The organism is Sedimenticola sp., assembly GCF_050289425.1.
In the GTDB taxonomy this organism is placed as follows: Bacteria; Pseudomonadota; Gammaproteobacteria; order Chromatiales; family Chromatiaceae; genus Sedimenticola.
Genome location: NZ_JBNKFS010000039.1, coordinates 1 through 14,119 on the forward strand (window position 1 = coordinate 1; position 14,119 = coordinate 14,119).

The following is a 14,119-nucleotide window of genomic DNA, read 5'->3' on the forward strand; positions in this document are numbered from 1 at the left end:
GGAACAATGACTTAGCGATATCAGGTGTGGGCACTGTTGGTGCAATTGTTGGCTTTGCGACACATCATGGTGAGCGGCATCCTACGTCGTCGGCAAGGAGGCAGGGTGAGGCGTGGTACAGGGATGTGCCGCTTAGGCGTTCCCACGCAGAGCGTGGGGACGAGAACACACAGAGCGTGGGGACGAGAACACGCAGAGCGTGGGAACGAGAATTAACGAGGAGCTAGAATGGACGCAACGCCACTTCATACACCCCGCCGATCACCAGGTACTCATCTTCTCCGCTCAGTCGGCCCGGCAGCAGGCCTGGCAGGTAGACCAGTTTGCTTAGGGGTACTTTCGCTTCCAGGATGTAGTCGCCGAACTCGTCGGCCCGTTCACGCTCGCCGGTGAAAGAGTTGATGTTGTTCAGCACCAGGATATAGACGTGCCGGGCCGGCTGGTGCAGCACTTCATGTTCATCGATGCGGTTGATACCCCGGTACAACGTGAGGTGGGTCTGAGCGGGGTAGCGCCGCTGCACTTCGTATTGGCAATAGGTGTACAGCAGGTCGAGCTGTGACTCCAGCGCATTGGTGTTGTACAGCCCCTGGGTGCGGGCCGCCAGGTAGTGCTGATAGGGGAGGGAGTTGATGTCGCCCACGGGGCCCTGGTGATTGCGCGGCAGCAGGCCAAAGCGCGACTCCACCCAGCCCTTCAATACAGCCGCCTCCTTGCCGTCGGGATCGAACAGCCAGCCGCGCAGGATACGCAGGTAATCGGCCCGGTGTCGGTTCTTTTTGCCGGGACGGTCGGGCAGTCCGGCCTCTTCCAGATGATCGAGCAGGAAACCGGAACGCATGTAGTCCTGAAAATTTTCCGCCCGCTCGGCGGCATCATCGATCTGTGCCAGATTGCTGAACAGGGCGCTGTGCAGTTCGCTCACTCCATCCAGATGGAGCGGTGCCGGGTGTTGTTGAAACGTGAGGCTGCCGAGGATCACCGGCGGCAGGTTGCAGTGATTGATGGAGAGCCGCGCCTGCGCCGGGAGCGAAGCGTTGTCGTCAGCGGTTTGTCTGTATTCATCCATACAATTCACCCGGGTTTGTAGCAAACCCGACTCTGTCAATCTCTCGTTGCTGTTTTAAAAAACACTATTAATACAGCAGGTTAAAAACTATTTTCGCTGTTGGCACAGGCCTTGCTCAATACCCGTTGTCCAGGTGATTCAGCGTATTCAATCACCACTGATTCAACAATGAGTAAGGAGATCGACATGGCACTGCGTCAATGTGCAATTTACGGTAAAGGCGGTATCGGCAAGTCTACCACGACCCAGAACCTGGTGGCCGGTCTGGCCGAACTGGGTAAAAAGGTCATGATCGTCGGCTGCGATCCCAAAGCGGATTCGACCCGTCTGATTCTGCACTCCAAAGCGCAGAACACCATTATGGAGATGGCCGCCGAGGCCGGCACCGTCGAGGATCTGGAACTGGAAGATGTACTCAAGGTGGGTTACGGCGACATCAAGTGCGTCGAGTCCGGTGGTCCGGAGCCCGGCGTCGGTTGTGCCGGCCGCGGTGTGATCACCGCCATCAACTTCCTGGAAGAGGAAGGCGCTTACGAGGAAGACCTCGACTTCGTTTTCTACGATGTGCTGGGTGACGTGGTGTGTGGCGGTTTCGCCATGCCGATTCGCGAGAACAAGGCGCAGGAGATCTACATCGTCTGCTCCGGCGAGATGATGGCGATGTACGCCGCCAACAACATCTCCAAGGGTATCGTGAAATACGCCAACTCCGGTGGTGTGCGTCTGGCGGGTCTGATCTGTAACAGCCGTAACACCGCCCGTGAAGATGAGCTGATCATGGAGCTGGCGCGTCAGCTGGGCACCCAGATGATCCACTTCGTGCCGCGCGACAACGTGGTGCAGCGCGCCGAGATCCGTCGTATGACCGTGATCGAGTACGACCCCGAAGCCAAGCAGGCGCAGGAGTATCGTGACCTGGCGCAGAAGATCATCGACAACAAAAACTTTGTCATCCCCACCCCCATCACCATGGATGCGCTGGAAGAGTTGCTGATGGAGTTCGGCCTGATGGATGAGGAAGACGAGAGCATCATCGGTCAGAAGGCCGTCGCTGAAGCCTAAGCAGAGGCTATCGCAATACCTACGGGTTCGTTCATGACCCCGCGTATCCATGGATTAGTGGTGCCGGGAGAAGGAGAAAATTTATGTCAACCATGACACGCGAAGAGACCGCAGCGCTGATTCAGGAAGTGCTTGAAGTCTATCCGGAGAGCGCACGGGAAGACCGTGCCAAACATCTCACGATCAACGATCAGGAGGTGGAGCAGTCGAAGAAGTGTATTACCTCCAACCGCAAATCCCTGCCGGGTGTAATGACCATCCGCGGTTGTGCCTACGCCGGTTCCAAGGGCGTGGTGTGGGGACCGATCAAGGATATGATTCATATCTCCCACGGTCCAGTCGGTTGTGGCCAGTACTCCCGTGCCGGCCGGCGTAACTACTACGTCGGCACCACCGGTATCAACACCTTCGGCACCATGAACTTTACCTCGGATTTCCAGGAGAAGGATATCGTCTTCGGCGGCGACAAGAAGCTGTCCAAGATCATGACCGAGATCGAGCAACTGTTCCCGCTCAACAAGGGCATCACCATCCAGTCCGAGTGTCCGATCGGCCTGATCGGCGACGACATCGAGGCGGTGGCCAAGCAGACCGCCAAGGAGATCGACAAGCCGGTGGTGCCGGTGCGTTGCGAAGGCTTCCGCGGTGTCTCCCAGTCCCTGGGTCACCACATCGCCAACGACGCGGTACGCGACTGGGTGCTGGGTAACCGGGATGACGATACCAGCTTCGAGAGCACACCCTACGATGTGACCATCCTCGGTGACTACAACATCGGCGGTGACGCCTGGGCCTCGCGTACCCTGCTGGAAGATATGGGTCTGCGGGTGATCGCCCAGTGGTCCGGTGACGGCACCCTGGCGGAGATGGAGAACACCCCCAAGGCCAAGCTCAATCTGCTGCACTGCTATCGCTCGATGAACTACATCTCGCGACATATGGAAGAGAAATACGGCGTGCCCTGGATGGAGTACAACTTCTTCGGCCCGACCAAGATCGCCGAGTCGCTGCGCAAGATTGCCGCGTTCTTCGACGAGACCATTCAGGCCAATGCCGAGAAAGTGATCGAAAAGTACCAGGCCGAGTACCAGGCGGTAATCGACAAATACCGTCCGCGTTTGGAAGGCAAGCGGGTCATGCTCTATGTCGGCGGCCTGCGTCCGCGTCACATCATCGGCGCCTACGAGGATCTGGGCATGGAGGTGGTCGGTACCGGTTACGAGTTCGGTCACAACGATGACTACGACCGCACCATCCAGGAGATGGGCAACGCCACCCTGATCTACGACGACGTGACCGGCTACGAATTCGAGGAGTTCGTGAAGCGGGTCAAGCCCGACCTGATCGGTTCCGGCATCAAGGAGAAGTACATCTTCCAGAAGATGGGTATCCCGTTCCGCCAGATGCACTCCTGGGATTACTCGGGCCCCTATCACGGTTATGACGGCTTCGCCATCTTCGCCCGCGATATGGACATGACCCTGAACAATCCCTGCTGGAGCAAGATCCAGGCGCCCTGGCTGAAAAGCGAGGAAGCCCCGGAAGCCGCGGCGGCCGGAGCCTGATCTGAAACGGCTTAAGCGAATGCCGAGTCACTGCAGTCCCTGTAGGGCGTTCCTTCTCCCCCTGGGAGAAGGCCAGGATGAGGGGATCAAAAAAGCCAATGGCCTTCTGATCCCCTCACCCCAACCCTCTCCCTGAGGGAGAGGGGGCTATTGGGCGCCACGGCAAGGTGCAACGAATTATTTATTGTCTGACCCGTTGTCCACGGATTAGTGGCGCGGGAGGAGAACGATCATGAGTCAGCTAGTCGAAGACATCAAACCGAGTTATCCCCTGTTCCGGCAGGAGGAGTACAAGGATACCCTGAGCAACAAGCAGGCGCTGTTCGAAGAGAAGGTGCCGCAGGAGAAGATCGAAGAGGTGTTCCAGTGGTCCACCACGGTGGAGTACAAGGAACTCAACTTCAATCGCGAGGCGCTCACCGTTAACCCGGCCAAGGCGTGTCAGCCGCTCGGCGCGGTGCTCTGTGCCCTGGGTTTTGAAAAGACCCTGCCCTACGTGCACGGCTCGCAGGGTTGCGTGGCCTATTTTCGCACTTATTTCAATCGCCACTTCAAGGAGCCGGTAGCCTGTGTCTCCGACTCCATGACCGAGGATGCGGCGGTGTTCGGCGGCCAGAAGAACATGTTCGCCGGCCTGGAGAATGCCAAGGCGCTGTACAAGCCGGAGATGATTGCGGTCTCTACCACCTGTATGGCCGAGGTGATCGGCGACGACCTGAATGCCTTCATCGGCAATGCCAAGAAAGAGGGCAGTGTGGCGGAGGATTTTCCCACCCCGTTTGCCCACACCCCCAGTTTTGTCGGCTCCCATACCACCGGCTGGGACAACATGTTCGAAGGCATCCAGCGCTATTTCACCCTCAACCATATGGAAGACAAGGTGGTCGGCAGCAACGGCAAGATCAACATCGTGCCGGGCTTCGAGACTTACCTCGGCAACTACCGGGTGATGAAGCGCATGATGGCGGAGATGGATGTCGAGTGCAGCCTGCTGAGCGATCCCAGCGACGTGCTGGATACCCCGGCGGACGGTGAATACCGCATGTACGATGGCGGTACCACACTGGATGAGATGAAGGATGCGCCCAACGCCATCGACACCCTCTACCTGCAGCCCTGGCAGTCGGTAAAAAGCCGCAAATTCACCAAGGGTACCTGGAAGCACGCGGCGTCCGATATCGATATCCCGATGGGGCTGGAGGCGACCGATGCCTTCCTGATGAAGGTCTCCGAACTGACCGGCAAGCCGATCCCCGATTCATTGGCCCGCGAGCGCGGCATCCTGGTGGACATGATGACCGACAGCCACGCCTGGCTGCATGGCAAATCGTTCGGTGTCTACGGCGATGCGGACTTTGTCCTCGGCATGGTGCGCTTCCTGCTGGAGGTGGGTGCCGAGCCGACCCAGATTCTCTGCAGCCACGCCAACAAGCGTTGGAAGAAAGCGGTGGAGAAGCTGCTGGCCGATTCGCCCTACGGGCAGAACAGCGAAGTGCATATCGGTAAGGATCTGTGGCATTTCCGCTCCCTGATGTTCACCAACAAACCGGACTTCATGATCGGTAACTCCTACGGCAAGTTCATCCAGCGCGACACCCTGCACAAGGGCAAGGAGCACGAGGTGCCACTGATCCGTATCGGTTTCCCGATCTTTGACCGGCACCACATGCATCGGGACACCACCCTGGGTTACGAGGGCGCCATGTACATGCTCAAGACCCTGGTCAACGCGGTACTGGAACGGCTCGATGAAGAGACCCGGGGCATGGGTACCACGGACTACAACTACGACCTGATTCGTTAGGTCAGCGGTAGAGGGATCGGAGTCAATGTTTTTGACTCCGATCCCTGACCGATGGAACAAGTAATGCGGCATTCAATTTTGCCGACTGAAGTGAGGTAAGAACGATGCCCAGTGTAATGATTCGCGTGAAAGAGAACGGTGCGCTCCTGTTCTATATCGCCAAGAAAGATCAGGAAGACGAGATTGCCGAGGTGGAAACGGATACCGAGGAGAGCTGGGGTGGCGAAGTGGTGTTAACCGATGGTTCCCGCTACTACGTCGACCCGATCAGTCCGCGGCCGTCATTTCCAACCACGCTACGTTTTAAGCGTGTTTGAACCCTGTCATTGAAGGAGATTTATCATGGCCCTATCCATTGTGAGAGACCTGTGTACCGCTTGCGGCGACTGTGAACCGGTCTGTCCCACCCAGTCGATCACCCCGTTCAAGGGGGTGTACAAGATCGAGGCGGATACCTGCACCGAGTGCGAAGAGGAATTCGACGTGCCCCAGTGTCTGGATGTCTGCATGGAAGACGACTGCATCGTCACAGCCTGAACCGGTTGACCATCGAAAACCGGTCTCCGTGATGGAGACCGGTTATCTCAAGTCAGGAGACAGCCATGAATAGCCCAACTCTCGATAAAGAGATCGCCTTGCGTATCGGACTGGCGGCGCGTGAACTACCCGAGACCGATATTCCGCGCCTGCTTCGGGTACTGGATGATGTACTGGGTCTGCCGCCGACCAAACAACAGCTGGACGGCCTGACGGTCAAGGCGCTCAAGGCAGCCGACGACGGCGAGTTGGCCGATCTCGATAACGGGGTGATCAAGGCGGCGCTGGCCTGCCTCAAGGGTGAAATACCTGAATTCAGTGAACCGCTACCTGACGTGGTTCCTTATGCCGAGGCGGATATGCCGAACAGTATCCGTGTCGCCTGCGCCTCCAACCGCGGCGCCATGCTGGACGGCCATTTCGGTTCCTGCCGACGTTTTCTGATCTATCAGGTATCGGCGGCGGAACAGCGTCTGATCGATATCCGTGAGATCGGCGGCGCAGCGCCCGGGGTGGATAAAAACGTCCACCGGGTGGCACAGATCGCCGATTGCCAGATACTGTTCGTTGCCTCCATCGGCGGTACCCCGGCCGCCAAGGTGATCCGTGCTGGTATCCATCCGGTGAAGAAACCCCAAACCGGTCCGGCCGATGTGGAAATGGCTGCCCTGCAGGCGGCGATCGGCAAGAGCGCACCGCCCTGGTTGGCGAAAATCATGGGGCAGTCAGCGGAGCAGCGTATCCGCTTTATACCGGAAGAGATCGAGACGGCGGAGATCGAGGTGACGGCGTGATCACCCGGGACCAGTTGAATCAAATTGGTTGGCTGGTCGGGGAAGCGCCGCTATCGGAGAGCACGGTGACGGTGTTGCGCAGTCACTTCCCGGAGATCCATTTCACCTACTGCATGGATGATGACGTGATGACGGCCGGCCCCATCCTGAAGGGGAGCGGTTTCAATCTCTATCTGATCGACAGCAGTCAGCACTGCCTTAGTTTCACCCAGGACATGGAGTTGGCCACCGGAGTGGTGGTGGCCGAAATCGAAGCCGAATGAACGTTGTCGTCATGTCCGATGAAGAAGATGCCACACCCCGTGCCGATTGCCGAACCTGTCCGCACCGCGAAGACCGGTTGCGTAAAGGTCGCTGCCATCCGGGGGATACCTGCGTCGGGGCCCTGAGCGGCCGGCAGATCGCACGTTTTTTCAAGATCAACCCGGACCTGGCGGAACAGTACGCCGGCGATCCGTTCTGGGAGCGGCGCGCCATCGCCGCCCGCTACCTCTCGGTGCAGCGTCTGTTGCGCATGCTGGATGATCCGGACGAGGTGGTGCGGCGAGTACTCGCCTACCGTCTGCCGGTGGAGGCGCTGCCTGCGTTGATCGACGACCCGGACCGGGAAGTACGCGTCACCGTGGCCGACCGGCTGCCGCCGGAACAGTTGGAACGGCTGGTGCAGGATGAAGACTATCTGGTGCGTCTGTACGTGGCGAAACGGCTTAAGCCGGGGCGCCTGTTTCGCATGCTGCGGGATCCGGATCGGGAAGTGCGCAAGACCGTGGCCGCCCGTCTGCCGCCGGAGAGTCTGGGATTGATGCAGCATGATGCGGCCGCCGAGATACGTCGTATTGTGGCGGAGCGAATCGATACCGATGCCCTGACCCCGCTGCTGCAGGATAGCGACTGGCGGGTGCGGCTGGCGGCCTGCCAGCGGGCGCCGCTGACGCTGTTGGAGCCGTTGCTCGATGACCCGGACGAGGATGTAAGCGCGCTGGTCAGGGACAGACTCATGGGGACTGTAGGATGCCGGTGAGCTTGCGAACCGCATCGATGGCGGAAGGGCCGATGCGGTTCGTGTCACTTACCGCATCCTACGATACGCCCCCCGGAGAAGGACAGGATGAGGGGAAGCTGATAGCAACATCCGGGCACGTCATCAGAGCGGCAAAACTTTAACCAACAAGGTGGAACGGTCATGCATGCATTCGCACGCTTTATCCAGATCCTCGGCAAGGGCCGCAACGGCATGCGCGCCCTCAGCCGCGAAGAGGCCTATGAGGCGATGCAGATGATCGCCCGTTATGACGTGGAGCCGGAACAGCTCGGCGCCTTCCTGATGCTCATGCGCGTCAAGGAAGAGAGTGCCGAAGAGGTGGCCGGCTTCACCCAGGCGCTGCGTGAAAGTTTCCATGTGGCTGAAACGGCGTTTCAACCGGCCATCGATTGGGCCGCCTACGCCGGCAAGAAGAGGCAGTTGCCCTGGTTCCTGCTGGCGGCGCTGATCCTGGCGACGCGCGGTTATCCGGTGCTGATGCACGGCATCAATCGTAGCGATGACCGGCTCTATGTACCGGAGGCGCTGGATGCCTTGGGCATGGAAGCGGCTCTTTCGCTGCAGGATGCCCAGGCGCAACTCCCGTTGCGCGGTTTCGCCTACCTGCCTATCAGCAAGCTCTCGCCGCTGACCGCCGAGCTGATTGAAACCCGCAACCTGTTCGGTCTCCGGCCACCGTTGCATACGGTGGCACGTATGCTCAATCCGCTCTCCGCTCCGCTGTCGGTGATGGGGGTGTTTCATCCCAATTTTGCGGTCATTCATCAACAAGCCGCCGCGTTGCTGGGACAACCGGCTGCCCTGATCTGCAAAGGCGATGGCGGTGAATTGGAGCGCATTCCCGACCGGGACGTGGAGCTGTACGGGGTGAGCGGCGGGGAGCTTTGGTCGACCCGTTGGGACAAGCGGATGCGGCCGGGTGTTGTCACCAAGCCGGAGCGGCTCAACCTGTACCATTTCATTCAGGTGTGGGAGGGCGAGGCCGAGGATGACTACGGTGAGCAGGCGGTGATCGGCACACTGGCGCTGATTATCCGTGCCCTTGACCTGGAAGCGGCCGCTGTGCCGGCCCATCAGCTTGCTGAAGAGTGGTGGCGGCAGCGGCATCAGTATCCGTTGGTGCCTCTGGAGAGAGCGGAATCGACCTGCGCCTGCGGGCGCGCAGCGACCGTGTAGGGGTGTTGCCCTGAGAGGCCGTCGGCGACCCCATGCGTGAGGAAGCCGACCTATAGAAGATTACCGGCGATCAGCCCTTAGCGTGACCGGTTGCCCTAAACAGAACAGAGTAAAACAGAAGGTATCGACAGTGAAAACCCTGGTTAACCGGCCTGATCTGCTGGCGGAAATCTGTGCGGCGACGGATGCCGAGCAAGACATCGCGGCGTTAGAACAAACATTGCAGCGGCTGGTGCCGGAAGCGGGATTACGCCACGTATTGACCCGCGGCAACTGGCATCGCCCGGGCGGCGTGGTGGATGCCGATTTCAATCCGGTCAGCAGCAATATACGGCGTTGGGCCGAGCAAGAGTCGGCGGGTGATGTGGATGCCTTGATCGCGAATTATGCCGATGCCGGTTACTTTGCCACCCAGCTATCCGGCAAGACCCATTACTTTACCTTCGCTTGCGGCAGCGGACCGGCGGATTTCATCCAGTTGGAGATTGAGCAGTTGCAGGAGGTGGTGGATCGCCAGCTGGTGGCAGCGGACTGGTACCCCGACAGCCTGGAGGAGTTTCTCGATCCGCTCGATTCGCCGCGCCTCAGTCCGGTGCCGGTGGCGCAGCCCTTCTACCGCTTCAGACGCATTACCCCGATCGCCCGCCTGTTGGATGATACAAACGGCGATTCGCGTGCGTTTGTCGCGTTGCGCCGGTTTCTGCAGGACTGGCGTGACAGCAGTGCGGCGGAGGGTACGCACTTTTGTCATCACTGGATACTGGCGTTGCGTGAATACATGGACCGGGATGGCGAGGTTCGACTGACCGCCAGCCCGGTCACCACGTTCCGCGGTACCTTGCCCGATCTGCCGCCGGGGGAAACCCTGGTCGGTGCCGAACTGGCCAATGCGATCCATGCATACGACCGGGTGGTAGGCTACCCGTTCGCCTGGTTTTTCCACATGCTCAGTCGCCAGGCGGAGAATTACCAACTTGCCAAAGCGGTACTGCGCGACCTGATGGGCGCCTACGACTACCTGCCGGCGCGGGACTTGAAAGTGCTGCGGCAGTGGGAGGCGCAGTCATACGCCGTGTGAGCACAACGGTCGTGTTCGGTTTTTTTCTCGTTCCCATGCTCCGTGTTCTCGTTCCCACGCTCTGCGTGGGAATGCATACCGCGCGATTACCGCGTGGGCAAAAAACCCTTCCCACCCTACCTAGCTACTCCGACTTCACGGACGCCTGTGGCTTGGTCGCAGACCCTCCAATATCTCCCCGTTTGTCGTGTTTGCGACATAGGTGCATGGTGCAAAAAATCTTATAAAACAGCCGATTGCGAAATGGCATGTCGCTTGCACTGGACAAGGGTAAGGCAACAAGAGAGCCGTATCGAACATGAAACAGAAAGATATCGCTGCGCTGCTGGATGAACCGGCTTGCGCCCACAACAAGAAATCCAAGTCGGGTTGCGCCAAGCCCAAACCCGGCGCCACCGCCGGCGGTTGCGCCTTCGACGGGGCACAGATCGCCCTGTTGCCGATCGCCGATGTGGCGCACATCGTCCACGGCTCCATCGCCTGCGCCGGCAGCTCGTGGGATAACCGCGGCACCCGCTCCAGCGGTTCGCGCCTGTTCCGTATCGGCATGACCACCGACCTGACGGAGCAGGATGTAATCATGGGGCGCGGTGAAAAGCGTCTGTTCCACTCCATCAAGCAAGCCATCGAGAGTTACCGGCCGGCGGCGGTGTTTGTCTACAACACCTGTGTGCCGGCGCTGATCGGTGACGACGTGACCGCGGTCTGCAAGGCGGCGGCCGAGCGCTGGGGTACCCCGGTGGTGCCGGTGGACGCGGCCGGTTTTTACGGCACCAAAAATCTGGGTAACCGCATCGCCGGTGAGACGATGGTGAAGTATGTCTGCGGTACCCGTGAACCGGATCCGGTGCCGGCGGCGGCGCAACGCGACGGCATCCGGGTGCACGATGTGGCGCTGATCGGCGAATACAACATCGCCGGTGAACTGTGGCATGTGCTGCCGCTGCTGGATGAACTGGGATTGCGGGTGCTCTGCACCCTGTCCGGCGATGCCCGTTACCGGGAGGTGCAGACCCTGCACCGTTCACAGGTCAACATGATGGTCTGCTCCAAGGCGATGATCAATGTCGCACGCAAGCTGCAGGACGCTTATGCGACGCCCTGGTTCGAGGGCAGCTTTTACGGTGTGCAGGATGTTTCCCGGGCACTGCGGGATTTTGCCCGCTTGATCCAGGATCCCGATCTGTATGCGCGGACCGAACTACTGATCGAGCGGGAAGAGGCGCGCATCAGCCGGCGGCTGGCGCCCTGGCGGGAGAGACTGAAGGGCAAAAAGGTGCTGCTCTATACCGGCGGGGTCAAATCCTGGTCGGTGGTGGCGGCGCTGCAGGATCTGGGCATGCAGGTGGTGGCCACCGGTACCAAGAAATCCACCGAAGAGGACAAGGCACGCATCCGTGAGCTGATGGGCCGCGACGCGCTGATGCTGGAGGACGGTAATCCCCGGGGCTTGATCGATATCGTGCGCGAGCAGCAGGTGGATGTGCTGATCGCCGGTGGGCGCAACATGTATACGGCACTGAAGGCACGTATTCCGTTTCTCGATATCAATCAGGAGCGTGATTTCGGCTACGCCGGCTATGAAGGGATGTTGGAACTGGCGCGTCAGTTGGCGCTCACCCTCGACAGCCCGGTGTGGCCGGCAGTACGCCAGCCCGCTCCGTGGGTGAGCCGGAACCCTTCGTCCAGTGGACGAAGGCAGTCCGGCGAACGACCCGCCATGGGTGAGCGGCTGCCAAGCAGTGAACGCCCGCCTACGGATGGGTGGGCAGGGCTTCAAGCGGAGCAGGGACTGCGTAGTGCAGAAGGCGGGGCCGGGGGTGATTCGAAGCGCGGTGTCGCACCAGGGATGGCTACGCCAGCAGTCGAAAGTGATTGTGGTCATGGCGACTCCATGACTCCCTCTCCCTCAGGGAGAGGGTTGGGGTGAGGGGATGATAATAGTCAGCCACTTGATTTTATCGTTGCCTCATCCTGTCGTTCATGTGCCGTATATCCGTGACTATCGAGGAGTATCCCCCCATGCCTGAAATCATCAAACGCAACAAGGCGCTCTCGGTCAGTCCGCTCAAGGCGAGCCAGACCATCGGGGCGGCGCTCGCCTTTCTCGGTTTTCGTCGCGCCATCCCCATGCTGCACGGCTCCCAGGGATGCACCGCCTTCGGCAAGGTGTTCTTTGTACGCCACTTCCGGGAACCGATCCCGCTGCAGACCACCGCCATGGACCAGGTGACCACGGTCATGGGTTCGGAAGAGAGTGTGGTGGAGGGGCTCAAAACCCTGTCTGAAAAGAACAGCCCGGCCCTGATCGGCGTACCGACCACCGGCTTGTCCGAGACCCAGGGCAGTGATGTGTCGATGGCACTCAAGCTGTTCCGGCAAAAGCATCCCGAGTTCGATGCCATACCGGTGGTGCCGGTTTCCACACCCGATTACAGCGGTTGTCTGGAGACCGGTTTCAGCAAGGCGATGGAGGCGATCATCAAAACGGTAGTGCCTACGGCGGAGGCGGCCGGTACCCAACCGGGACGGCGTCGCCGCCAGCTCAATGTCCTGGTGGGTGCTTCCCTGACACCGGGCGACCTGGAAGAGTTGAAGGAGATCATCGAGGCGTTTGGATTGCGGCCGCTGTTGCTGCCGGATCTCTCCGATTCCCTGGATGGCCACCTGGACGAGACGGACTTTTCGCCCCTGACTATCGGCGGTTGCGAGGTGGCGGAGCTGCAGACCCTGGGTGATGCGGCGGCTACCCTGGTGATCGGCCGCTCGATGCACAAGGCGGCCGATCTGCTGCACGAGCGTACCGGGGTCCCCGACTACCGCTTCGATCACCTGATGGGATTGGCGGCAGTGGATGCCCTGGTCGACACCCTGCAACAGCTCGCCGCCGAGCCGGTGCCGGCGAAACTGGAACGCCAGCGTGCCCAGTTGCAGGACGCCATGCTGGATGGCCATTTTATGCTCGGCCTGTCGCGCTTTGCGCTGGCGGCCGATCCGGATCTACTTACCGCGTTCAGCCAGCTGTTGGCCGGGGTGGGTGCCGAAACCGTGGCGGCGGTAGCGCCGGTCAATGCACCGGTGTTGCAACAGGCCGTGGCGACTTCGGTAAAGATCGGCGACCTGGAGGATCTGGAACAGTTGGCGCGCACCCACCAGGCCGAGGTCCTGATCTGTAATTCGCACGGTGTGGAGAGCGCCGCGCGACTCGGTATCCCGCTGCTGAGGGCCGGCTTTCCCCAGTACGACACCCTGGGCGGTTACCAGAAGACCTGGATCGGTTATCGCGGCAGCCGCCAGACCCTGTTCGATCTGGCTAATATGCTGCTCTCCCTGGAGAAGGGCGAGATCCATCCCTACCGTTCCATCTATTCACAAAAACCGGAGGTGGCCCATGACGCTACAGCGGCGCTTGCAGCTGGTGGGTAACAACCCCGAAGGCGCCTGGTTGTCCACGGCGCTCAAGGTGGCGTTTGCCACCGGCGATATGAAACGGGTCGATCAGCATTTCGGCGCGGCCCAGTCGTTTGCCATCTACGCGGTCGATCAGGAGAGAACCTGTCTGGTGGAAGCCTGTGAGTTCGGTGCCGCGGACATGGATGGTAACGAAGACAAGCTGGCGGAGAAGATTGCGGCGCTGGACGGTTGCATCGCCGTCTACAGCCAGGCAATCGGCGCTTCGGCCATCGGCCAGCTCAAGGCGCAGGGCATCCAGCCGGTGAAGGTTTCACCGGGCGCGGAGATCGGCGATCTGATCGAGTCACTGCAGGATGAACTGCGCCAGGGCCCCGGCAGTTGGCTGGCAAAGGCTATCGCCAGCACCCTGCCGGCCGATCCCGACCGCTTCGATGCGATGGAATCCGAGGGCTGGGACGAGTAATGAATGGGAGGCCACGCGATGATTGAGCAGAGCGGCATTGTGACGGAGACCGACGGTAACAGCCTCTGGGTGGAGACACGTCAGGTCAGCGGCTGTGCGACCTGCGCCAGCGGCA

General features: G+C 60.2%; 14 protein-coding genes. 13 read left to right on the forward strand and 1 reads right to left on the reverse strand.

Features of this window, described 5'->3' with window-relative positions:
- Positions 1 to 223 precede the first annotated feature (223 nt).
- Positions 224 to 1,069, reverse strand: coding sequence for an NAD(+)--dinitrogen-reductase ADP-D-ribosyltransferase (locus ACQY5R_RS17665; protein ID WP_428610569.1), 846 nt, complete (start codon positions 1,067 to 1,069; stop codon positions 224 to 226).
- A 186-nt stretch (positions 1,070 to 1,255) separates the two neighbouring features.
- Here ACQY5R_RS17665 and nifH point away from each other — a divergent pair, with 186 nt between their 5' ends.
- The 13 genes from nifH (at position 1,256) to ACQY5R_RS17730 (ending at position 14,004) form a co-directional block, all read left to right on the forward strand.
- Complete coding sequence (gene nifH / locus ACQY5R_RS17670; RefSeq protein WP_428610570.1) at positions 1,256 to 2,131, forward strand: nitrogenase iron protein; 876 nt, start codon at positions 1,256 to 1,258, stop codon at positions 2,129 to 2,131.
- 83 nt (positions 2,132 to 2,214) lie between these two features.
- Entirely contained in the window at positions 2,215 to 3,696 is a 1,482-nt protein-coding gene (gene nifD / locus ACQY5R_RS17675) for a nitrogenase molybdenum-iron protein alpha chain (RefSeq protein WP_428610572.1), read from the forward strand.
- A gap of 232 nt (positions 3,697 to 3,928) precedes the next feature.
- A complete protein-coding gene (gene nifK, locus ACQY5R_RS17680) occupies positions 3,929 to 5,500 on the forward strand; it encodes a nitrogenase molybdenum-iron protein subunit beta (protein ID WP_428610574.1) in 1,572 nt (523 codons plus the stop codon).
- A gap of 104 nt (positions 5,501 to 5,604) precedes the next feature.
- Positions 5,605 to 5,817: a putative nitrogen fixation protein NifT gene (gene nifT, locus ACQY5R_RS17685; RefSeq protein ID WP_428610576.1), complete on the forward strand. Its 213-nt coding sequence runs from the start codon at positions 5,605 to 5,607 to the stop codon at positions 5,815 to 5,817.
- Between the two features lie 25 nt (positions 5,818 to 5,842).
- Positions 5,843 to 6,037, forward strand: a complete 195-nt coding sequence (locus tag ACQY5R_RS17690) for a 4Fe-4S binding protein (protein WP_428610578.1) — start codon at positions 5,843 to 5,845, stop codon at positions 6,035 to 6,037.
- Positions 6,038 to 6,102: 65 nt separating this feature from the next.
- Positions 6,103 to 6,831, forward strand: coding sequence for a dinitrogenase iron-molybdenum cofactor biosynthesis protein (locus ACQY5R_RS17695; protein WP_428610580.1), 729 nt, complete (start codon positions 6,103 to 6,105; stop codon positions 6,829 to 6,831).
- Positions 6,828 to 7,094 carry a DUF6129 family protein gene (locus ACQY5R_RS17700; RefSeq protein ID WP_428610582.1) on the forward strand — a complete coding sequence of 89 codons (267 nt, stop codon included), beginning with the start codon at positions 6,828 to 6,830 and terminating at the stop codon, positions 7,092 to 7,094. Before ACQY5R_RS17695 ends, ACQY5R_RS17700 begins: the two co-directional genes overlap by 4 nt.
- The gene (locus ACQY5R_RS17705; protein WP_428610583.1) at positions 7,091 to 7,852 is read left to right on the forward strand and encodes a 4Fe4S-binding leucine-rich repeat protein; all 762 of its coding nucleotides are present in this window, start codon (positions 7,091 to 7,093) and stop codon (positions 7,850 to 7,852) included. Before ACQY5R_RS17700 ends, ACQY5R_RS17705 begins: the two co-directional genes overlap by 4 nt.
- A 162-nt stretch (positions 7,853 to 8,014) precedes the next feature.
- Complete coding sequence (locus tag ACQY5R_RS17710; RefSeq protein WP_428610584.1) at positions 8,015 to 9,049, forward strand: glycosyl transferase family protein; 1,035 nt, start codon at positions 8,015 to 8,017, stop codon at positions 9,047 to 9,049.
- Positions 9,050 to 9,179: 130 nt separating this feature from the next.
- The gene (locus ACQY5R_RS17715) at positions 9,180 to 10,127 is read left to right on the forward strand and encodes a hypothetical protein (RefSeq protein ID WP_428610586.1); all 948 of its coding nucleotides are present in this window, start codon (positions 9,180 to 9,182) and stop codon (positions 10,125 to 10,127) included.
- Between the two features lie 298 nt (positions 10,128 to 10,425).
- Positions 10,426 to 12,057: a nitrogenase iron-molybdenum cofactor biosynthesis protein NifE gene (gene nifE, locus ACQY5R_RS17720; protein WP_428610588.1), complete on the forward strand. Its 1,632-nt coding sequence runs from the start codon at positions 10,426 to 10,428 to the stop codon at positions 12,055 to 12,057.
- Positions 12,058 to 12,149: 92 nt separating this feature from the next.
- Positions 12,150 to 13,553 (forward strand): nitrogenase iron-molybdenum cofactor biosynthesis protein NifN, encoded by a 1,404-nt coding sequence (gene nifN, locus ACQY5R_RS17725; RefSeq protein WP_428610590.1) that lies wholly within the window; start codon positions 12,150 to 12,152, stop codon positions 13,551 to 13,553.
- On the forward strand, positions 13,519 to 14,004 hold the full coding sequence (locus tag ACQY5R_RS17730) for a NifB/NifX family molybdenum-iron cluster-binding protein (RefSeq protein ID WP_428610592.1): 486 nt from the start codon (positions 13,519 to 13,521) through the stop codon (positions 14,002 to 14,004). The genes nifN and ACQY5R_RS17730 overlap by 35 nt, the downstream gene beginning before the upstream one ends.
- Positions 14,005 to 14,119 lie beyond the last annotated feature (115 nt).